Below are 18,471 nucleotides of genomic sequence, written 5' to 3'. Positions count from 1 at the left end.
ACCTGGGTTCATGAGGGAGGCAGCCGGCGCAGGGCCTGGCGGGCCTGGCGCAGCAGCGGACGCAGGGCGCCGCGCTGTTCCTGCCGAGCGTAGCGCCACCGCCCCAGGTCCTGCAGCCGTGTGGCCAAGGGCTCGCCGGCGGCGCCCCAGCGCTGGCGCACCTGCTGCGCCAGGGTGTCGGGGCCATGGTGCTCGGCCACCGGCAGGCCGCGTCGGCGCAGGCCCTCGCGCAGCTGCGCCTGGCCCTGGCGCCACAGCCGGTCCGGATCGCGCCGGCGCAGCGGGCCGATCAGCATCAGCGCGCCCACCAGCGCCAGGCCGCCGATCAGTCCGGCCAGCAGCCGCGCCAGCGTGGTGGCATCGGGCATCTGCCAGCCCAGCGAGCGCGCCAGCTCGCGCTGGCCCTGGCTGCCGTAGCCCAGCACCCACTGGTTCCAGCGGTGGTCGGCCGCGCTCCACAGCGCACGCATGCGCTCGAGCAGCAGCGGATCGAGCGCGGCGAAGGTGTCGGCGATCGCGCCGCCCCCGCCACCGGCGCGTGCCGGCTGCAGGATGCGCTCGGGCGCCACCGCCGCGGTCGGGTCGATGCGCACCCAGCCGCGACGCGGTTCGTGGTATTCGGCCCAGGCGTGGGCGTCGCTCTGGCGAACCTCCAGCATGCCGTTGACCGGATTGATCCGGCCGCCCTGGTAGCCGGTGACCAGCCGCGCCGGCACGCCGACGGCCCGCATCGCGATGACGAAGGCGCTGGCGTAGTGCTCGCAGAAGCCGCTGCGCCGGTCGAGCCAGAACTCGTCGACCGGCTCGGGGCCGCTCTCGCCCGGGGTCAGGGTGTAGACATATGGCTGGCGGCGAATGTGGTCGAGCAGCTGCTGCGCGGCGCGGGCCGGTTCGTCGCGGGCGCGGCCGTCCGCATCGAGCTGCGCCTGCGCCCAGGCCCGGGTGCGCGGGTGGCGGCCGTCCGGCAGCGCCAGATCCTGGCGCAGCGCGGGGGCCGGCTCGGCGGGCGAGGGGGGCGCGGCGCCTGCGCCTGTGCCCGCACCGGCCGGCGCGCGGTGCAGCGGCGTGTCGAGCAGCGCCTGTGCCTGGACCTGCAGCCGGCCCGACAGCGGCCGGTCGGCCAGCCACGCGCCGTCGCGATGGCGCAGCCAGCGCGGATGGCCCTCGGCGGGCAGCGGCGCAAAGCGCGCCCGCTCCAGCAGCGGCAGCGTGCTGATGTTGAGCGGCTCGACCGTCATGCGGTAGCGCAGCAGCGGGGCACCCGGCGCCGGGGCAGGCGCCGGCTCGCTGGTCAGGCCCGGGCGCATGCGCCAGCCGCTGCCATCGGGGTCGGCCAGCACCGGGCCGCGAAAATAGCGCAGCTCCGGCGGCGGCGGCTCGCCGTCGAACTGCACCCGCAGCGCCGGGCTGTCGTCCTGCGCCAGCTCGGCCACCTGGCCGAGCTGCATGCGGTCGGACAGACCGGTGCGACCGGTGCCGTCCGCAGGCAGGCTCCACAGCGGCGCGACCCGCGGGAAGAGCAGGAAGAGCAGCACGATCAGCGGCAGCCCGGTCAGCAGCAGCCGCGCGGCCAGGCCGAGCGCGAGCGTCAGCGGCGGTCGGTCCTCGGGCATGTGCGCCAGCACCAGCGCGGCCAGCAGCGTCCAGACCGAGATGCCCATCGCCAGCGCGGTCAGCAGCGACTGCGAATGCAGGAAGCTCGCCAGCACCAGGAAGAAGCCGAGAAAGAACACGACGGTGGCATCGCGCCGGGCGCGCAGCTCCAGCGTCTTCAGCGCCGCCAGCACCACCAGCAGCGTCAGCCCGGCCGACTTGCCCAGCAGCGTCTGGTGGCTGATCACCGTGCCCAGCGAGGCCCCCACCAGCGCCAGCAGCAGCAGCCAGCGCGAGGGCAGTGCCGCACCGCGCCAGGCCAGCCGCGCCCGCCAGGCCAGCGCCGCATAGGCCAGGGCCGAGCACCAGGCCGGCACCTGGGCGATCTGCGGCAGCAGCGTCCAGGCCAGCACCGCCAGCAGGAACAGGGTGTCGCGGGTCTCGCGCGGGCGGCTGTCGATCGCGACGGCCAGGGCGGATGGCCGCATGTTCATCGCCCCGGCCCCGGCCAGAGCGCCAGCGCGTCGAGCGCGGCGCGCCGCTGCGCCGTGCCGCCGCCCGGGCCGATGTGCAGCGCGCCGAGCACCAGCTCCCAGCGCCGCTGCTGCAGCTCGGCCTCCAGCACCCAGGCGCAGAGCCGGCGCAGCCGGGCCTCGTCGTCGAGGCCGGCGAGCTGCGCCGCCTCCAGCCGCAGCTCGCGGCCCGGCTCGGGCAGCGGTGGCGGGTCGCGCACCAGGAGCGTGCCGCCGCCGGCCAGGCTGCGTGCCGACTGCTTCCACAGCACCTGCGAGGGCCGGTCGCCGCGCCGCCAGGCGCGCATGCCGCTCTCGCCATCCTCCGCGCCGGACCGGGCCAGGCGGCGCGGTCCGGGATCGCCGGGATCGAGCGGCTCGGGCAGCGGTGGCGCGTCCGGCTCGGGCGCCGGCCAGACCAGCGGCTCGCGCGCGATGCGCCACACCGCCCAGGCGCGGAACAGCCCGAGCGGAAAGCGGCTTTCGATCTCCAGCGGCGGCAGGGTCTGCGCGCCGCGCCGCGAGGTCGGACGTTCGAGCCGCACGGTGACCGAGCCGCCCTCGGGCACACCGGTGCTGCGCGGGGCCACGGCATCGGCGCTGGCCGGTTCGCGCCAGCGCAGCACGATGCCGTGGCGGCCGAAGCGCCACGGCCGGCGGGCCGGGTGGCGGTCATCCAGACGGATCTGCAGCGCCAGGCGCTCGCCGGCGAAGACCGGCTCGGCGCTCACCAGCTCCAGCGCCAGCCCGCGCAGCGCCGCATGGGTGGCGTGCAGCGCGACCAGCCCGGCGCTGGCCAGCGAGAAGGTCAGCAGATGGCCGAGATTGAGCTGGTAGTTGATCGAGGCCAGCAGCAGCGCCAGCAGCAGCAGCGCGAACAGCCAGCCCGAGGCCGTTGGCAGGATGTAGAGATTGCGCTGGGTGAGCGCCAGCCGGTCGGTGCGCGGCTGGCGCGCCTCGCGCCAGTCCCGCGCCCGCTGCCTGAGCGCCGCGCCGATGCTGCCGGGCCGCATGTCAGACCAGCCCGACCGCCTCGATCATCGCCTGCACCTGCGCGGCACGGCTGCGCCCGGCGCCGTGCCGGGGCTGCAGCCGGTGGGCCAGCACCGGCACCGCCAGCGCCTGCAGGTCTTCCGGGATCACATGGTCGCGCCCGGCCAGCAGCGCGCGCGCACGCGCCGCGCGCAGCAGCCCGAGCGCCGCGCGTGGCGACAGGCCCTGCACGAACCAGCGGCCGTCGCGGGTCGCGGCGATCAGCGTCTGCAGGTAGTCGAGCAAGGCCGGCGCCGCATGCACCTGCTGCACCGCCGCCTGCGCGGCCTGCAGCTCGGCCGCGCCCATCACCGCCGCGAGCTCGCGCACCGCGGCGCGGCGGTCGTGGCCCTCGAGCAGCGCACGCTCCGAGGCCGGATCGGGATAGCCCAGCGTCAGGCACATCAGGAAGCGGTCGAGCTGGCTCTCGGGCAGCGCATGGGTGCCGATCTGCTCGGCCGGATTCTGGGTGGCGATCACGAAGAAGGGCGCGGGCAGGCGCAGCGTCTCGCCGTCGACGCTGACCTGATGCTCCTCCATGGCTTCGAGCAGCGCGCTCTGGGTGCGCGGCCCGGCCCGGTTGATCTCGTCGGCCAGCAGCACCTGGGTGAAGACCGGGCCTTGATGGAAGACAAAGCTCTCGCGGTTTCGCTCGTAGACACTGACCCCGATCAGGTCGCTGGGCGTGAGGTCGGCGGTGAACTGCACCCGGGCGAAGCGCAGTCCGAGCGCGGCGGCCAGGGCGTGCGCCAGCGTGGTCTTGCCGACGCCGGGCACGTCCTCGATCAGCAGATGGCCCCCGGCGAGAAGACAGGCGACACTGTCGAGGATCTGGACTGGCTTGCCGACCACCACCGATCCGATCCGTTCGAGCAGGCGCTCGAGCAGCCGGGACAGGACGGCCGGCTGTGTCAGTTGCATGTGATGTGGGCTTGTCATCATCAACACCATACCTGAAGCGAGAGGGACAACGCAGTGCGGACAGCCGTCGCACTGACGCGAACACAGACCATGAGCACCGCCTTCTACACGCATACCGACTGCCGCGGCCATGACATGGGCCCGGGACACCCCGAATGCCCGCAGCGCCTCGACGCGATCGAGGATCATCTGCTGGCCACCGGCCTGGACATCGCGCTGCACCGCCCCGACGAGGTGCCGCTGGCGCGCCACGAAGACCTGATGCTGGCGCACAGCGAACGCTATCTGGTCGAGCTCGACGAGTTCCTGCGCCAGGCGGCCGAGACCGGCGAGCACCGCGCGCTCGATCCCGACACCAGCGTCTGCCCGGCCACCCGCCAGGCGATGCTGCGCTCGGTGGGCGCGGCGATCGCCGCCACCGATGCGGTCATCGACGGCACCTATGCCAACGCCTTCTGCGCGATCCGCCCGCCCGGTCACCATGCGACCCGCTCGGAGGCGATGGGCTTCTGCTTCTACAACAACATCGCGATCGCGGCGCGCCATGCGCTGGACGTGCGCGGTCTGGAGCGGGTGGCGATCATCGACTTCGATGTGCACCACGGCAACGGCACCGAGGACATCGTCGCCGGCGACGATCGCATCCTGATGGCGAGCTTCTTCCAGGACCAGATCTACCCCTACAGCGGCGGCGTGCCGATGGGCGACAACATGGTCAACGTGCCGGTGCCGGCCTACACCCGCGGCATGGAGGTGCGCGAGCTGATCGACCTGCACTGGATGCCGCGGCTGGAATCCTTCCGGCCGCAGATGATCTTCATCTCCGCCGGCTTCGACGCGCACCGCGAGGACGACCTGGGTCAGCTCGGCCTGGTCGAGTCCGACTACGCCTGGATCACCCAGCGTCTGGTCGATCTGGCCGAGCGCCATGCCAAGGGGCGCATCGTGTCCTGCCTGGAAGGCGGCTATGTGCTGAGCTCGCTGGCGCGCAGCGTGGCGGCGCATCTGCGGGTGCTGGCGGGGGTCTGAGCGGTGCGTGGGCCCTCGCCTTCGCGAGGGTGACGGGGGCGGTGCGAGGGTGACGGGGCGGGGGTGGGGAGCCTGGAAGGGTCTCAGTCGTCCCTGAACTGCACCTCGATCCGCAGCCGGCTGCGCACCGCGCGGCCGTCGAGCTCGCCCGGCTCGAACGGGCTGGCGAGGAAGGCCTGGCGCGCGCTGTCTTCCAGCACCGGCGGCAGCGAGCCGCCATCGGCCGCGTCGGCGTCCGGCTCCAGCCGCACCCGGCTGACCCGGCCGTCCGCCTCGATGAACAGCGTCAGCGCGGCGCGGAACTGTCCGGGCGGGGCCAGCTCCGGGTAGGGCAGATCGATCGCGGCGGCTGCACGTGCGCGCCGGTCGAGCTGCTCGGGCGCGAGATAGGTGCTGTCGTCGTCCGATGTGTCGTCCGATCCGTCGTTCGATTCCGCCCCGCTGGGCGACGGCATGGGCGCGACCGCAGCCTGAGGCGTGCCGGCACCGGGCGGGGGCAGCGGCTGCGGCACCGGATCATGAGCTGGATCAGGCGTCGGATCAGGAATCGGACCCGGCGCGGGCTCCGGCATCGAAGGCGGCATGTCGCGTGCAGCGTGCTCGGGCCGGACCGGGGTCCGCGTCGTGTCGGGCTCCGGGGGCCGAGCGGTCGGCGCGGCGGCGAGGCGCACGCTCAGCTCGCCTGTCGCCCGGGCCGTCGCCGCGGCGCCTGACGCCGCCGGCTCGCCGCCCCGCGCCAGCGCGGCCGCCAGCAGCGCCGCATGCAGCAGCAGCGAGACCGGCAGCCAGGCGCCGGCCCGGCTCAGTTCAGCTCCCGCCATGCGGTGCGGCGCACCCGGTTGGACTTGGTGGTGACGCCGGCGCTGGAGGCGGCCAGCGACAGGCTCTGGTCGCGTGCGGTGGCCACCACGCTGATGTTGCCCTTGCTGTCGACGGTGCGCCCGATGCCCACCAGCAGCGAGGAATAGCTGGTCGCCGCCAGCACCGAGCCCTTGCCGATGTCGAACTGGTAGAGCCAGGAGCTGCCGCCGCTGCCGCAGGGGTCGCTGTTCGGGATCGACGAGGCATAGGCCAGCACGCCCGAGCCCAGCGGCACGCCGTCGAGCACCACCCGCTCGCCGCTGCTCAGGCTCAGGTCGACATACCAGCCGTTCTGGAGCGACCAGTCGACCGGCTTGACCGGATCGACCCGGCGGGTGCTGGCGCTGGTGGCCAGCGTCTGCTGCACCAGGTTGGCGTCCTGGTGGCGCAGCGCGACCTGCGTGTCGCCGCTGCCGCCGATGCCGGTGGCCTGCAGCGTGTCCTTGATGGCGTAGATGCTCTGCACGCCAGTGCTGGCGAGATCGCCGATGTTGGTCAGGCGGCCGGTGCCGAAGCTGATGATCGCGGTGGCCACGCCGTTGGTGGTGGTCTCGGTCAGCAGCGGCATGCCGACGATCGGCTGGGCCGTGCCATTGGCGTCGAGCGCGCGGCCCAGTCGCACTGCCTCGGGGCCCGAGGGCGCGACCAAGTCGTCCGCGTCGAAGCGCCACAGGCTGCCCTGCATGTCGCCGGCGTAGTAGCGCAGCGCGGTGTTGTCGGTCTCGCTGGCGACCCAGGCGTTCAGTCGGCCGAGATTGTTCGGCGCGGTGGCACTGCCGGCCGGGGTGGCCACCGTCTGCAGCAGTCGACCGTCGACTGCATCGACAACGAAGAGGCGCCCGATGCCGTCGCCGACATTGTTGAGGCCGGAGGTGAAGGCCACCACCCAGCGGCCGGCCGCGTTCTTGGTGATGACCGGATTGCCGAAGGTCAGGCCGAGGTTGCCGTCAGTGAACTCCCACAGCAGCTGCGGCTGCAGTGGCGAGGTGACGTCCAGCGCATAGTAGTAGCGCCCGCCCGCGCCCATGCCGCCGACCAGGATCGTGCGCCACTGCTTCGTGGTGCTGTCGTACACATCGCCGATCACCGGGGTGGCGTCGAGCAGGTTGCGGTGGTTGGCCTCGTAGGTGGTGTCGGCCAGACGCCACATCGACGCGCCGTCGATCACGCCGCGCGGCACGAAGGCCCAGGCCTCCTCGCCGCCGGTGCTGTCGGAGGTGTTCTCGCCGACGCGGAAGGCGTGCAGCATGCCGTCGTTGGCGGCGGCGTAGATCATCTTCAGCCGGCTGGCCTGCGCGGTGGCGAAGGCGCTGTAGCCGGCATCCGCATACTTGAACGGTGCCTTGGCCAGATAGACCGGCGAGCTGTTGATGAAGTCGCCCAGCAGCGAGCTGCGGGTGCGGAAGGCCTGGTTCTCGGTGATCTTCTGGCTCATGTAGAGCGAGGTGTCGCCGCGCAGGTAGCTGACCAGATTGGGGCCGTCGACCTTGGCCTTGGCCGCCTCGCTGAGCATCGCGCATTGCGACAGGCTGCTCTTGGTCGCCGTGCAGGCGATGTCGAAGGCGCCCTGCAGGCCGGCCGCCTGCAGGTTGGCATAGGTGAAGTCGGCCAGCACGCCGTTCTTGCCGAACAGGATGCGGCGCGGCTCGGCGCGGGCATCGAGCTTCTTGCGTGCGCTCCAGATTTCCTTGCCCTCGGCGGTGTCGGGCGCGATCAGCGCGCCGGTCAGCGGGTCGCTGGTGAAGCGGAAGGCGCGGATGTCGCCATACCAGCTCGGCGAGCTGCTGAAGCTGGGCAGGAAGATCCAGTCGTCGCCGGTCACCGGGGTCAGCGTGCTGGTGCCGGCGCCCGCGCCCGAGCCGCTGTCCTTGCTGATCTCGCTGATCATGGTGCTGATCGCGTCGGCCAGCGCATCGGGATTGCTGGCCGAGAAGTACTGGCCGCGGCCGTTGACCGCCGCATGCCACAGGTCGTCGATGTGGGTGGCGTCGCCGTAGGCGCTGCTGTCCTTGGTGCCGGTGGGCACCGGCCACTGCTTGCGCCCGGCGACGATGTCGGCGTAATCGCCCGTGGTCTGCGTCAGGTAGTTGCGGTCGTAGGTCAGCGTGCCGCGCACGCCCAGGCCGACGGTGAAGGTGGTCAGATGCTGGTGGGTGGCGCTGTCGCGTTCGGTGGCCGGCACGTCGTTCTTCAGGTCGGCGCGCAGGTCCTGGCTCCAGAAGTGGTAGGCCACGTCGGCCAGCGAGTTGCTGTCGCCGCCGCCGTCGCTGCCGGTGCTGTCGCGGTAGGGCCGCGCGAGCGTACCGTCCTGCTGACCCACCAGGCCGCTGTTGTCGAGCTTGAGCGGGCGATAGTTGCCGATCTCGTAGCCGGGTTCGGTCGAGATGCCGACGTTCCAGTAGCCGTCGGTCGACAGCAGCGCGTAGTTGCGCTGGCAGGAGTGCTGCACCGGGTCGACCGTCTGGCCGGGATAGGTCTTGCCGAAATAGCGCCCGACCTTGGACAGCGCGCCCCGCAGCGGGGTGTAGCCGTCGATCGTCTCGGCGCTGTAGAGCAGCCGGTAGAAGTCGCTGCGCTGCAGGCCGCTGCCCACGCCGCTGCGGTCGACGAAGTCGGCGACGTTCAGGAAGCTGCTGCTGGTGACGGTGGCGTCGCTCAGCAGCGTGATGCCGACACGGTAGTTCTCGCCGATGCTGCGGAACGACCGGCCCACCGCGCTGCGCATCGTCAGCTTGCGGCTGCGGTAGTAGGTGTACCAGTTGGCGTACTTCTGGCGCAGCGCCACCGCGGCGGCGCTGGTGTCGCTGGTGTTCAGCGTGACCTTGCGGAAGCGCCCCGAGGCCTCGGCCGCCGCCATCGTCTGCAGGCACTCGCGGTAGAAGACGGTGCTCTCGTTGGCCGCGCCGGAGCTGTAGTAGGTCCAGGACATCGCCGCCGGCGAGCCGGTGTAGGGCACGTAGACGTAGTAGAAGCTGTTGTTCAGGTTCGTGGGCAGGTTGGTGGTCGCCGTGCTGCTGCGGAAGCCGTCAGGAAGGGCCGCGGTGAAGCTGGCATTCGGGTAGGCGGTGCCTGCGGCATTGACCGGCGGGGCGTACTCGAGCGAGGGGTCGAAGGCCACGCCGTTGCACTGCGCCGACCAGTAGCCGACCATGAACTCGTTGCGCTGCCAGTCCTTGACCAGCCCGACCTCGTCCGGCATGAACTCGAAGTTCATCGAGCCGGAGTCGTCGAGGATGAACATGATGTTCGGCTTGACCTGGGTGCCGGCCGCGTTCAGCGGACCCTGGGCGACGTCGATCACCTGGGCCGGTGCCAGCGGGGCGGCCAGCACCAGGGCTGCGGCCAGCGCGGTGGCGGTCATGGCGGCGGGCGAAGAGGCGAGGGGGCGTGTCATGGCGGCGGTTCCGTGGCGGCGTCAGGTCAGAAATGCACCAGCGTCTCGGTGAAGCTGACGGTGTCGCGCACGCCCTCGGTGCGCACGATGATGCGGTAGTACTCGGTCACGGTGCTGCTGCCCAGGCGGGTGCTGCTGGAGCTGGTGAGCTGGTTGCGCTCGCCCGAGACGGTGCTGCTGGCGTTGGGCGGGCGCGGGCAGCGCACCTTGCCGTCGGTGCTGCTGCCGGCGGCCGAGCACAGCCGCACGATCAGGTAGCGCGAGCTCAGCCCGGCGGTCTCGTCGGTGATGGCGGTCTTCAGCGGCTTGACGCAGGCCTTGGGCGTCGGCCCGGGCTGGGAGCTGCAGTTGTCGAACTTCCAGTCGACCGCCACCCGATCGGCATCGGTGCGGGTCGATGCCGGGTCGAGATCGGCGATCGAGGCGGCGAAGTAGCCGGCGTCGGCCAGGCTCGCATCCAGTCCGGTGGTGTCGTTCTTCATCTGCTGCTGCATCCAGCGGATGGCGGTCTGGGTGGCGCGGTCGGCCGCCAGCAGGGTGTCCTGCTTGAAGCCGAGATTGCCCAGGATGTTCAGCCCGGTGTCGACCGAGCGCACCAGCGCCACGGCTGCCAGCGACAGCGCCACCACGGTGATCATCGCGAACACCAGCGAGGCGCCGCGGGCGGCCCGGCGCGCCGGCCGGCCGGGGGGAGGACGTTTCATCGTCATCGCATGTCCTTGCGCTGCGCGGCGCTCACGAGGCAGCCTGCCACAGCATGTTGCGCAGCGGCACCACCGTCTCGTAGACCTTGTAGCGGTAGTTGCGCCACTGCTCGCCGACGACCCGGTCGACACGCAGGGTCTCGGCGGTGCTGCCGTCCGGATGCCAGACCGGCAGGTCGGGCGTGACCACCTTGTCGCCGCTGCGGTCGGGCCGGCGCTCGTCCTGCACGCTGCGCGTCACCACCGCGACCCGCAGCGCGATGATCTGGCGCCAGCCGGCCGCGGTGGTCGGCGCGGTGGCGCTCCACTGGTCGACGATGCGGTCGTTGCCGCTGCTGTCGAGGCCGTAGACCGCCTGCAGCTGCACCACCTGCGGGTGCAGATCCTCGACGCTGTCCTGGGCGGTGCTGCTGCTGAAGGAGATCTGGCGCAGGTTCAGCGGCACCTGCGGACTGCCGGCACTGTCGCAGTCGTCGCCCAGGCCGCTGATGCAGTAGGTGCGCCGGGTCAGCGTGCCCAGGTTCAGCAGCAGGCTGCCGGTGGGATAGGCCACGCTGACGCCGGTGGTGCCGGGAAAGACCGGGGTGCTGCCGGCATCCGGGTTCCACGGGCCGTTGGCGTCGGCCGCATGGGCCAGCGAGGTGCTGTCGGCGTCCGGTGTGGCGGTCAGGTTGAAGATGCTGCACCAGCTGGTCTCGTCGTTGGCCAGCGTCTTGGGGTCGGGCACCGTCGTCGGCACCGCCAGCATCAGGTGGCCCTGGCGCAGCCCCAGGCCGCTGCCGGTGCCGACGCCGAAGACCTGGCCGTCGCGCGGATGGTCGCTGACCACCCGGACCGGCACCGCGAAGTCGGCTGGCCGGCTCAGCAGCACCGCGATGCGGTCGGGCGCGCCGTCGCTGCCGTCGGTGATGACGGCCGGCGCCAGCACGAAGCGCAGCAGCTGGCCCGCCGCCATGCTGCTGTGGCGGGCGCGCACCGGGCAGCCGACCGCGCCGCCCTCGGCCAGGCCGTAGCCGCTGTCCTGCAGATCGCGCTGGATGGCCATCAGCGACAGCGCGCCGCTGACCTGCGCGTCCGAGCCGGAGGTGATGGTGCGCTTGCGGCCCTCGTACAGGATCGCGACCTGGCTGATCACCAGCACCGCGAGCAGGCCGATGACCATGCCGACCATCAGCTCGATCAGCGTCACGCCGCGCTGCCGCGCCCGCAGGCGGTCGGTCGGAACCGGAAAGTCGGGTGTCATGGCGTCCTGGTTCATGAGCTCGGGTTGGCGCTGATGACGGTGGTGGTCGAGAATTCGTGCGCCGCGTTCTCGCCCGGCGGCTGCCAGCGCACCCGCACGGTGACCTCGCTGACCGAGTAGGGCGGCACCTGGGTCGTGTCGTCGAGCGCGGTGTCGATCCGGTCGACCACCGACACGGTGGCGGTGCCCGCCGGCAGCGTGTCCGCGACCCGGCTCAGCCAGGCCTGGCAAGCGCTGCTGGCCTGGCAGTCGCTGAAGTCCTTCAGCATCGCGCGGTTGCTCCACATCCGGCCGATCAGGTCGGTGGCGAGGTAGGTGGCCTCGGCACGGTACTTGGCGCCGGTGCTGGCGCGGGTCATGGCCGCCTGCAGGCCGACCAGGCCGAGCACCGCCAGCGAGAAGATCAGCAGCGCGATCAGCGCCTCGATCAGCGCGAAGCCGCGAGCAGGGCGGCCGGCGGAGCGGCCCCGGCGTGGCGGCCGGTGGAGGCGTGCGGCGAGCAGGGCCATGGCGACAGTCTCGGGTCGTGTCAGGTCGGGATGCAGGTGCGCGGGTCGTCACGCTCGGTGACGGCCGGATCGCAGGTGCGCACGCTGCCGCCGGTGCCCAGCATCACCCGCAGCGTGTGGGTGGTGTCGCTGCCGGGATGGCGGACCACGATGCAGCGCATCGGCGCCGGGCTGGTCGCGGCGCGGCCGAAGCTGTTGAAGGTCACCTGCGTCTCGCCGGTGGCGCTGGCGCAGCTGGCGTCATAGACACCGACGATCACGTCGGGCGAGCCGTCGCCCTGGGCGTGGCGCGCCAGCAGCCGCGGCTTGTCGGCCGCGCTGGCGTCACCGGTCAGCAGGGCGCCGCCGCAGCCGCCGGAGGGGTCTTCCAGGCTGATGATCCAGGACGCCGAACGCGCCGAGAGCGTGCAGTCGTCGGTCAGGCTGGCCGGGCTGGCGCCGGTGCTCCACACCAGCGAGAAGGTCACGTCACGGTTGCGTCGCACCGCCTCGGCACGGGCTTTCTCCAGCCCGCCGGCGATCGACATCGCGGCGTTGCGCACCTGCATGTTCATCATCCATTCGCGCACCAGCGGAATGGCGCCCATCAGCAGCAGGCCGGCCACGGCCAGCGCGACCATCAGCTCGATCAGCGTGAAGCCGCGGGGCGTGGGCTTCAGCATTCGCTGCCTCGCTTGAGCCAGCAGGCCTTGGTGACGCTGCCGCCCTTGAACAGCGTGGTGCGCTGGCTGCCGGCCTGGTCGGTCTCGTAGACGTGGCCGATGGCGTGGCCGGCGCTGCCGGTGGCGCGCAGCACATAGCTCTGGCCGTTGTCGCCCAGCGTGCAGCTGAAGCTGAACTTCAGGCTCGATCCCTTGTCGGGCAGGTTGCCGGCCGAGGGCACCGCACCGGTCTTGCTCGCGCACGAGCCGCTGCCGTAGTTGCGGTTGTCCTGGTAGTACTGCTCCATCGCCACCCGGTCGTTCGACAGGAAGGTGAAGGCCTCCGGCAGCGTGCTGCGGCGCATGTAGTCGTTGTAGGAGGGCAGCGCCACCGAGGCCAGGATGCCGATGATGGCCACCACCACCATCACCTCGATCAGCGTGAAGCCCCGGCTCGGACGGGGGCTGCGGAGGGAAACGGGGATCGGGCGGAGCATGTCGGGTCGCGAGGCCTTCGATCGGCGATCGCGCAAAAATGAAAGGATGCGCGATGCTAGGCCGCGGCCGCGCACCCGTCACCGGTGCGGCGTGCCGCTGGTCGGCTCCGATCGGCCGTCCGTCGGCTGGTGCGCGGGGGGCAAGACTGCGGCGACAATACGGAATTCTTCGCAACCCCCACAGACAGGCAACCGCACACCCATGGCCCAGTACGTATTCACGATGAACCGCGTCGGCAAGATCGTTCCGCCGAAGCGGCAGATCCTCAAGGGCGTCTCGCTGTCCTTCTTCCCCGGCGCGAAGATCGGCGTGCTGGGCCTGAACGGTTCGGGCAAGTCGACGCTGCTGAAGATCATGGCCGGCCTCGACAAGGACATCGAGGGCGAAGCCGTGCCGATGCCGGGCCTGAAGATCGGATACCTGCCGCAGGAGCCGCAGCTCGATCCGGGCCAGACGGTGCGCGAGGCCGTCGAGCAGGGCATCGGCGGCGTGATGGCCGCCAAGGCCCGCCTGGAGCAGGTCTACGCCGAGTACGCCGACGAGAACGCCGACTTCGACAAGCTCGCCGCCGAGCAGGCCGAGCTCGAGGCCATCATCGCCGCCGCCGGCAGCGAGAACACCGACCTGCAGCTGGAGATCGCCGCCGACGCGCTGCGCCTGCCGGCGTGGGACGCGCTGATCGGCCCGCTCTCGGGCGGCGAGAAGCGCCGCGTCGCGCTGTGCCGCCTGCTGCTGTCCAAGCCCGACATGCTGCTGCTCGACGAGCCGACCAACCACCTGGACGCCGAGTCGGTCGAGTGGCTGGAGCATTTCCTGCAGCGCTTCTCCGGCACCGTGGTGGCCATCACCCACGATCGCTACTTCCTCGACAACGCCGCCGAGTGGATCCTGGAACTCGACCGGGGCCAGGGCTATCCGTACAAGGGCAACTACTCCGACTGGCTGGAAGGCAAGGAAAAGCGCCTGGAGCAGGAGCAGAAGACCGAGGACGCCCGCGCCAAGGCCATGAAGCAGGAACTGGAGTGGGTGCGCAAGAACGCCAAGGGCCGCCAGGCCAAGAGCAAGGCGCGTCTGGCCCGCTTCGAGGAACTGTCGGACGTCGACTACCAGAAGCGCAACGAGACCAACGAGATCTTCATCCCGGTGGCCGAGCGCCTGGGCAACGAGGTGATCGAGTTCAAGAACGTCTCCAAGAGCTTCGGTGACCGCGTCCTGATCGAGAACCTGTCGTTCAAGGTGCCGGCCGGCGCCATCGTCGGCATCATCGGCCCGAACGGCGCCGGCAAATCGACGCTGTTCCGCCTGATCCAGGGCGTCGAGGCGCCGGATGCGGGCGAGGTCGCCATCGGCAAGACCGCCAAGCTGGCCTTCGTCGACCAGAGCCGCCAGAGCCTGGACGACAGCAAGACGGTCTGGGAAGACGTCTCGGGCGGTCTGGACAACATCGTCGTGGGCAAGTTCGTCATGCCCAGCCGCGCCTACATCGGCCGCTTCAACTTCAAGGGCAATGACCAGCAGAAGCTGGTGGGCAGCCTCTCGGGCGGTGAGCGCGGACGGCTCCACCTGGCCAAGACCCTGGCCCAGGGCGGCAACGTGCTGATGCTGGACGAACCGTCGAACGATCTGGACGTCGAAACCCTGCGCGCGCTGGAGGAAGCCCTGCTGGAGTTCGCCGGCTCGGCCATGATCATCTCCCACGATCGCTGGTTCCTGGACCGCATCTGCACCCACATCCTGGCGGCCGAAGGCGACTCGCAGTGGTTCTTCTTCGACGGCAACTACCAGGAGTACGAGGCCGACAAGAAGCGTCGCCTGGGTGAAGAGGGCGCCCGCCCGAAGCGCTTCCGCTACAAGGCCCTGAAGTGATGACGTGAGCCGGGCCGGGGGCTTCAGGCCTCCGGCCCTGGTGTTACATTGAATTCGAACCGATCGCGAACCGATCCCGGAGACCGCCCATGACCATGAAACAGATCACCGCCATCATCAAGCCGTTCAAGCTCGAGGAGGTCCGCGAGGCCCTCGCCGAGGTCGGCGTCACCGGCCTGACCGTCACCGAGGTCAAGGGCTTCGGCCGCCAGAAGGGCCACACCGAGCTCTACCGCGGCGCCGAATACGTCGTCGACTTCCTGCCCAAGGTCAAGGTCGAGATCGTCGTGAAGGGGGGCGATGTCGATCGCTGCCTCGAGGCCATCGTCAAGGCCGCGCACACCGGCAAGATCGGCGACGGCAAGATCTTCGTGACGCCGGTCGAGCAGGTCATCCGCATCCGCACCGGCGAGACCGACGAGAACGCGGTCTGATCTTCAGCCGCCGGCCAGGCGGCTCCACAGCGCGGCGGCCCAGATGCCGCCGCACAGCGCCAGCGCCAGGAAGACCGCGGCGCTGCCGTAGTCCTTGGCGCGCTTGGCCAGCTCGTGCAGGTCGAAGGAGATGCGGTCGACGGTCGCCTCGACCGCCGAGTTCAGCAGCTCGACGATCATCACCATCACGACGCTGCCGGCCAGCAGCGCCACCTCCACCCAGGTCCGACCCAGCCAGAAGGCCAGTGGCAGCAGCAGTGCTGCCAGCCAGAGCTCCTGGCGAAAGGCGCTCTCGTGCCGGTAGGCGCCGGTGAGGCCCTGCAGCGAGTAGCCGGCGGCATGGCGGATGCGGTCCAGGCCGGTGCGGCCCTTGTGGGGATTGTCCATGGGGCGTGGAGTTCTGGGCTTGATGGGCTTCAGGCCCGTCGGCGCGGGGCCGGGCGCCAGGTGATCAGCCGGGTCCGGCACAGCCGGTCATGCAGGAACTGCCGATCCGGCAGCAGCAGCGCCAGCAGCGCATAGCCGAGCATGCCGATCAGCAGGGCGGCCGAAAACAGGCGCTTGTCGCTCTGCAGCCCCAGCTGCTGCACCGCCAGCAGCGCGGGCACGAACCACAGCCAGCTCAGCAGATAGCGCGCGATCGCCTGTGGCCAGCCCGGCGAGCGTCCGTCCAGCCGGATGAGCCGGACATGCCAGGTCTTCAGCGCCAGCGTCTGGCCGCCACGGGTCCAGCACCAGCAGAAATACAGGCCCAGCAGCAGGAACAGGAAGATCTGGAAGCCGACGCGGCCGTGCAGCGCATGGCGCTGGTCGGCGGCGATGGCGAACAGCAGGCTGCCGATCATCAGCACGCCGAACAGCAGCACGCCCTCGTAGAGCATTGCTGCGAGACGGCGACGCAGCGGCGGGGTGGGCTGGACGGCTGGGTCGGCATCGTCCGGGGTATAGGGCAGGGCGGGCTTGGCGGCCATCGGTCGGGGAAGCAGCGGTCTTCTCGGGGCCGCCATGTTAACCGCCCGGCATCGGCCGCCTGGGATGGCCGTGGTGCCGAGGCGCAGCTTCAGGGGCTGTTCTCGCTCGCTGCCGCCGGGCTGGAGGCCGCGATGACCGCCATCGGCGCTGAAGCCGTCGCTGCGGTCGGCAGCGCCGTGACGGCCTGGGTCGGTGCGGGCGCAGGCAGGCTGATGACCGGCGTAGCCGCTCCGGCCGCCGCTGCGCCCTGCGGACCGCGCGAGGGCAGCAGCGTGGTGCGGTCGACGAAGCCCGGCGTGGCGGCGATCTTGGGCAGGCCGACCGGCTGATGGCGGGGCGGCGTCGGCGCGGCCTTGCTGATCGGACGCGTGCTGGCGCCTGGTCCGGCCTGGACCGTGCCGGGCGCGACCGGCTGCGGCGTGCTGCGCACCGGCGTCGCGACGATGTTGCTCTTGACCTGCGGTGCCTGGGCCGCGGCCGGGGTCTTGCGCACGGCGGCAGGCACCGTGCCGGCAGGCGCGGGCGTGCTGGCAGCCTGGGTGCCGATGCTGCGCCTCTGCTCCTCGGGCAGCTGCTGCCAGGCCTCCCAGCGGGCCTGGCGCTCGGTGGTGGGCACCTGGCGCACCTCGCCGAAATGCAGCCGGGCGGCATTGCGCTGCGCCGGCGTCATCTTGGCCCACTCGGCCATGCGCGAGCGCAGTCGCTCCTGCTGCTCGGCGGGCAGTGTCGGATAGATCGCGGCGATGTCGCGCCACTTCTGGCGGCGCAGCGGCTCGATGTCGGTCCACTGGTCGCGCAGCGGCAGCAGGATCTTCTGCTCCGCCGGCGTGAGCTGCTGCCAGCCTGCACTGCCTCCGAGCGTGGTGCCGAGCGTCGCCTGGGCGCTGGCTGGCCTGGCCAGCGGCGGCAGGGCGCTCGCCAACGCCAGCGCCAGCACGCAGGCGACACCGGAAAGGGGCAGTGCGCTGCGGGACAGGCTCATGGCTGGCGGGCGGTGTCCTGGGCGGCTGGCAGATCTTCCGTCGGCGGCAACGGCGCCTGGGTCTCCGCTTCGGTCGCGGGCAGGGCGATCTCGATGGGGCGCTTGAGGAATTCGCTGAAGCCGGCATCGGCGTAGGCCGAGGGCGGCAGGTCGTCGCCCAGCAGCTCGGCATCGAGCTCGGCCATCGAGGCCATCGACTCCAGGTCGCGCCACTCGCCGATGCCGATCAGGCCCAGCAGCAGCACCAGCGCCGGCAGCAGCCAGCCCAGGCGGCTCCACAGCGAGCTGTCCTCGCCGGGCGAACCTGACTGCAGCAGCGCGGCCGCGCCGCCGGCACCGACGCTGACCGGCAGCACCGCCGTGGCCGGGGTCTGCTCGGGTCGGCGTGCCACGGCCGGGCGGCGCGCCTGCGCGACCGCCTGCTGGCGCGCCACGCGCAGCCGCTCGCTGATGTCATGGGGCGTCTGCTGCGCGCCGGCTTCCAGACGGGCGGTCAGTCGCAGCGCGAAGCGCGCTTCCAGGGCTTCGGCATTGGCCGGCCGCCCTGGGCGCGAGGAGTTGGGGGCGGTCTTCACAGTGAAATTCCCTTGGCTTGGAGTGCCTTGGCCAGTGCATGCACGGCACGCGAGCAGTGAGTCTTGACGCTGCCTTCGGAGCAGCCCATGGCGGCTGCCGTCTCGGCGACATCCATTTCCTCCCAATAACGCATCAGGAAGGCTTCACGTTGACGCGTCGGCAGACGGGCGACCTCTTCCTCGATCAGAAGCAAGGTCTGTGCGCGTGCAGCGCCGGCATCGGCGCCTTCGGCGGCATCGTCTGCAGGGCTCTGGCTGCTCAGGTGCTCGAGCAGGTCGAAGTCCTCATCGCTGCCGGCGGGCTCGAAATCCGAGAAGTTGCGCAGCACCGCGTTGCGGACCTTCTGGTGGCGGAACCAGTCCATCGTCGCGTTGCCCAGGATGCGCTGGAACAGCAGCGGCAGCTCCGCGGCGGGGCGGTCTCCGTAGCGCTGCGCGAGCCGGATCATCGCGTCCTGCACGATGTCGAGCGCCGCGTCCTCGTCGCGCACCGCGTAGACGGTGCGCTTGAAGGCGCGCTTCTCGATGCCTTGCAGAAAGTCGGAGAGCTCTTGTTCGGTGGCCAAGGAGGGGGCCGGGCCCGTCGGGGCTGTGTCGGTCCGGAAAGTGGGGCGGCGCGGATTATGTCATCGCTGCCGACCCACCCCCGATCCGGGTGTGCACCATGGTGCGCTGCGCAATTCTTCGACATGTTGCCAGCTTGGT

General features: G+C 71.2%; 18 protein-coding genes. 3 read left to right on the top strand and 15 right to left on the bottom strand.

The genetic code is table 11. The features are described 5' to 3' along the window. Positions 1–8 precede the first annotated feature (8 nt). From BW996_RS13775 to BW996_RS13765, 3 genes are read right to left on the bottom strand one after another with little or no spacing between them, the layout of a single operon-like run. Complete coding sequence (locus tag BW996_RS13775) at positions 9–2,081, bottom strand: transglutaminase TgpA family protein (protein WP_051631872.1); 2,073 nt, start codon at positions 2,079–2,081, stop codon at positions 9–11. 2 nt (positions 2,082–2,083) lie between these two features. Next, positions 2,084–3,118: a DUF58 domain-containing protein gene (locus BW996_RS13770; RefSeq protein ID WP_037481301.1), complete on the bottom strand. Its 1,035-nt coding sequence runs from the start codon at positions 3,116–3,118 to the stop codon at positions 2,084–2,086. 1 nt (position 3,119) lies between these two features. Beyond that, positions 3,120–4,058: an AAA family ATPase gene (locus tag BW996_RS13765; protein ID WP_051631873.1), complete on the bottom strand. Its 939-nt coding sequence runs from the start codon at positions 4,056–4,058 to the stop codon at positions 3,120–3,122. A gap of 90 nt (positions 4,059–4,148) precedes the next feature. On the opposite strand from BW996_RS13765, the gene BW996_RS13760 reads away from it, so the two are divergent. Continuing rightward, positions 4,149–5,087 (top strand): histone deacetylase family protein, encoded by a 939-nt coding sequence (locus tag BW996_RS13760; protein WP_037481302.1) that lies wholly within the window; start codon positions 4,149–4,151, stop codon positions 5,085–5,087. A gap of 83 nt (positions 5,088–5,170) precedes the next feature. Here the strand turns inward: BW996_RS13760 and BW996_RS21385 are convergent, their stop codons facing one another. The 7 genes from BW996_RS21385 to BW996_RS13725 are packed head-to-tail and all read right to left on the bottom strand — an operon-like array spanning position 5,171 to position 12,936. Beyond that, on the bottom strand, positions 5,171–5,908 hold the full coding sequence (locus BW996_RS21385; protein WP_037481303.1) for an energy transducer TonB: 738 nt from the start codon (positions 5,906–5,908) through the stop codon (positions 5,171–5,173). Beyond that, a complete protein-coding gene (locus BW996_RS13750; protein ID WP_076458958.1) occupies positions 5,890–9,342 on the bottom strand; it encodes a pilus assembly protein in 3,453 nt (1,150 codons plus the stop codon). Before BW996_RS13750 ends, BW996_RS21385 begins: the two co-directional genes overlap by 19 nt. Before the next feature lie 26 nt (positions 9,343–9,368). Next, the gene (locus BW996_RS13745) at positions 9,369–10,046 is read right to left on the bottom strand and encodes a pilus assembly PilX family protein (RefSeq protein WP_139330885.1); all 678 of its coding nucleotides are present in this window, start codon (positions 10,044–10,046) and stop codon (positions 9,369–9,371) included. A 31-nt stretch (positions 10,047–10,077) separates the two neighbouring features. Continuing rightward, the gene (locus BW996_RS21745; RefSeq protein ID WP_081838080.1) at positions 10,078–11,304 is read right to left on the bottom strand and encodes a PilW family protein; all 1,227 of its coding nucleotides are present in this window, start codon (positions 11,302–11,304) and stop codon (positions 10,078–10,080) included. After that, complete coding sequence (gene pilV / locus BW996_RS13735; protein WP_037481306.1) at positions 11,301–11,798, bottom strand: type IV pilus modification protein PilV; 498 nt, start codon at positions 11,796–11,798, stop codon at positions 11,301–11,303. The genes BW996_RS21745 and pilV overlap by 4 nt, the downstream gene beginning before the upstream one ends. 20 nt (positions 11,799–11,818) lie before the next feature. Then, positions 11,819–12,460, bottom strand: a complete 642-nt coding sequence (locus BW996_RS13730) for a GspH/FimT family pseudopilin (protein WP_037481309.1) — start codon at positions 12,458–12,460, stop codon at positions 11,819–11,821. Further along, positions 12,454–12,936: a type IV pilin protein gene (locus BW996_RS13725; protein ID WP_076458957.1), complete on the bottom strand. Its 483-nt coding sequence runs from the start codon at positions 12,934–12,936 to the stop codon at positions 12,454–12,456. The genes BW996_RS13730 and BW996_RS13725 overlap by 7 nt, the downstream gene beginning before the upstream one ends. A 202-nt stretch (positions 12,937–13,138) precedes the next feature. On the opposite strand from BW996_RS13725, the gene ettA reads away from it, so the two are divergent. Both ettA and BW996_RS13715 read left to right on the top strand, forming a co-directional pair. Next, complete coding sequence (gene ettA / locus BW996_RS13720) at positions 13,139–14,803, top strand: energy-dependent translational throttle protein EttA (protein WP_037481313.1); 1,665 nt, start codon at positions 13,139–13,141, stop codon at positions 14,801–14,803. Between the two features lie 95 nt (positions 14,804–14,898). Beyond that, complete coding sequence (locus BW996_RS13715; protein ID WP_037481440.1) at positions 14,899–15,237, top strand: P-II family nitrogen regulator; 339 nt, start codon at positions 14,899–14,901, stop codon at positions 15,235–15,237. Between the two features lie 3 nt (positions 15,238–15,240). Here BW996_RS13715 and BW996_RS13710 read toward each other — a convergent pair whose 3' ends face one another. From BW996_RS13710 to BW996_RS13690, 5 genes are all read right to left on the bottom strand, one after another. Continuing rightward, positions 15,241–15,624, bottom strand: coding sequence for a diacylglycerol kinase (locus BW996_RS13710; RefSeq protein ID WP_037481314.1), 384 nt, complete (start codon positions 15,622–15,624; stop codon positions 15,241–15,243). A 29-nt stretch (positions 15,625–15,653) separates the two neighbouring features. Then, positions 15,654–16,208, bottom strand: coding sequence for an RDD family protein (locus BW996_RS13705; RefSeq protein ID WP_037481317.1), 555 nt, complete (start codon positions 16,206–16,208; stop codon positions 15,654–15,656). A gap of 89 nt (positions 16,209–16,297) precedes the next feature. Continuing rightward, positions 16,298–17,191, bottom strand: a complete 894-nt coding sequence (locus BW996_RS13700; RefSeq protein ID WP_051631877.1) for a DUF3106 domain-containing protein — start codon at positions 17,189–17,191, stop codon at positions 16,298–16,300. Beyond that, a complete protein-coding gene (locus BW996_RS13695) occupies positions 17,188–17,766 on the bottom strand; it encodes a DUF3619 family protein (protein ID WP_076458956.1) in 579 nt (192 codons plus the stop codon). Before BW996_RS13695 ends, BW996_RS13700 begins: the two co-directional genes overlap by 4 nt. Next, positions 17,763–18,332: an RNA polymerase sigma factor gene (locus BW996_RS13690; protein WP_037481320.1), complete on the bottom strand. Its 570-nt coding sequence runs from the start codon at positions 18,330–18,332 to the stop codon at positions 17,763–17,765. The genes BW996_RS13695 and BW996_RS13690 overlap by 4 nt, the downstream gene beginning before the upstream one ends. Positions 18,333–18,471 lie beyond the last annotated feature (139 nt).

Origin of the sequence: Sphaerotilus natans, assembly GCF_900156335.1 — a bacterium.
Lineage (GTDB): Bacteria > Pseudomonadota > Gammaproteobacteria > Burkholderiales > Burkholderiaceae_C > Sphaerotilus > Sphaerotilus natans.
The sequence above is the reverse complement of the archived record's forward strand: the minus strand, read 5'-3'. Positions and strand labels throughout refer to the sequence as shown.

Excerpts from the sequence above, each read along its gene's own strand:
- BW996_RS13715 (WP_037481440.1), top strand. The coding sequence starts at position 14,899 with ATGAAACAGATCACCGCCATCATCAAGCCGTTCAAGCTCGAGGAGGTC.
- BW996_RS13765 (WP_051631873.1), bottom strand. The coding sequence starts at position 4,058 with ATGCAACTGACACAGCCGGCCGTCCTGTCCCGGCTGCTCGAGCGCCTG.
- BW996_RS13775 (WP_051631872.1), bottom strand. The coding sequence starts at position 2,081 with ATGCGGCCATCCGCCCTGGCCGTCGCGATCGACAGCCGCCCGCGCGAG.
- BW996_RS21745 (WP_081838080.1), bottom strand. The coding sequence starts at position 11,304 with ATGAACCAGGACGCCATGACACCCGACTTTCCGGTTCCGACCGACCGC.
- pilV (WP_037481306.1), bottom strand. The coding sequence starts at position 11,798 with ATGGCCCTGCTCGCCGCACGCCTCCACCGGCCGCCACGCCGGGGCCGC.
- BW996_RS13700 (WP_051631877.1), bottom strand. The coding sequence starts at position 17,191 with ATGAGCCTGTCCCGCAGCGCACTGCCCCTTTCCGGTGTCGCCTGCGTG.
- BW996_RS21385 (WP_037481303.1), bottom strand. The coding sequence starts at position 5,908 with ATGGCGGGAGCTGAACTGAGCCGGGCCGGCGCCTGGCTGCCGGTCTCG.
- BW996_RS13760 (WP_037481302.1), top strand. The coding sequence starts at position 4,149 with ATGAGCACCGCCTTCTACACGCATACCGACTGCCGCGGCCATGACATG.
- BW996_RS13710 (WP_037481314.1), bottom strand. The coding sequence starts at position 15,624 with ATGGACAATCCCCACAAGGGCCGCACCGGCCTGGACCGCATCCGCCAT.
- BW996_RS13770 (WP_037481301.1), bottom strand. The coding sequence starts at position 3,118 with ATGCGGCCCGGCAGCATCGGCGCGGCGCTCAGGCAGCGGGCGCGGGAC.
- BW996_RS13745 (WP_139330885.1), bottom strand. The coding sequence starts at position 10,046 with ATGAAACGTCCTCCCCCCGGCCGGCCGGCGCGCCGGGCCGCCCGCGGC.
- BW996_RS13750 (WP_076458958.1), bottom strand. The coding sequence starts at position 9,342 with ATGACACGCCCCCTCGCCTCTTCGCCCGCCGCCATGACCGCCACCGCG.
- BW996_RS13725 (WP_076458957.1), bottom strand. The coding sequence starts at position 12,936 with ATGCTCCGCCCGATCCCCGTTTCCCTCCGCAGCCCCCGTCCGAGCCGG.
- BW996_RS13730 (WP_037481309.1), bottom strand. The coding sequence starts at position 12,460 with ATGCTGAAGCCCACGCCCCGCGGCTTCACGCTGATCGAGCTGATGGTC.
- BW996_RS13705 (WP_037481317.1), bottom strand. The coding sequence starts at position 16,208 with ATGGCCGCCAAGCCCGCCCTGCCCTATACCCCGGACGATGCCGACCCA.
- ettA (WP_037481313.1), top strand. The coding sequence starts at position 13,139 with ATGGCCCAGTACGTATTCACGATGAACCGCGTCGGCAAGATCGTTCCG.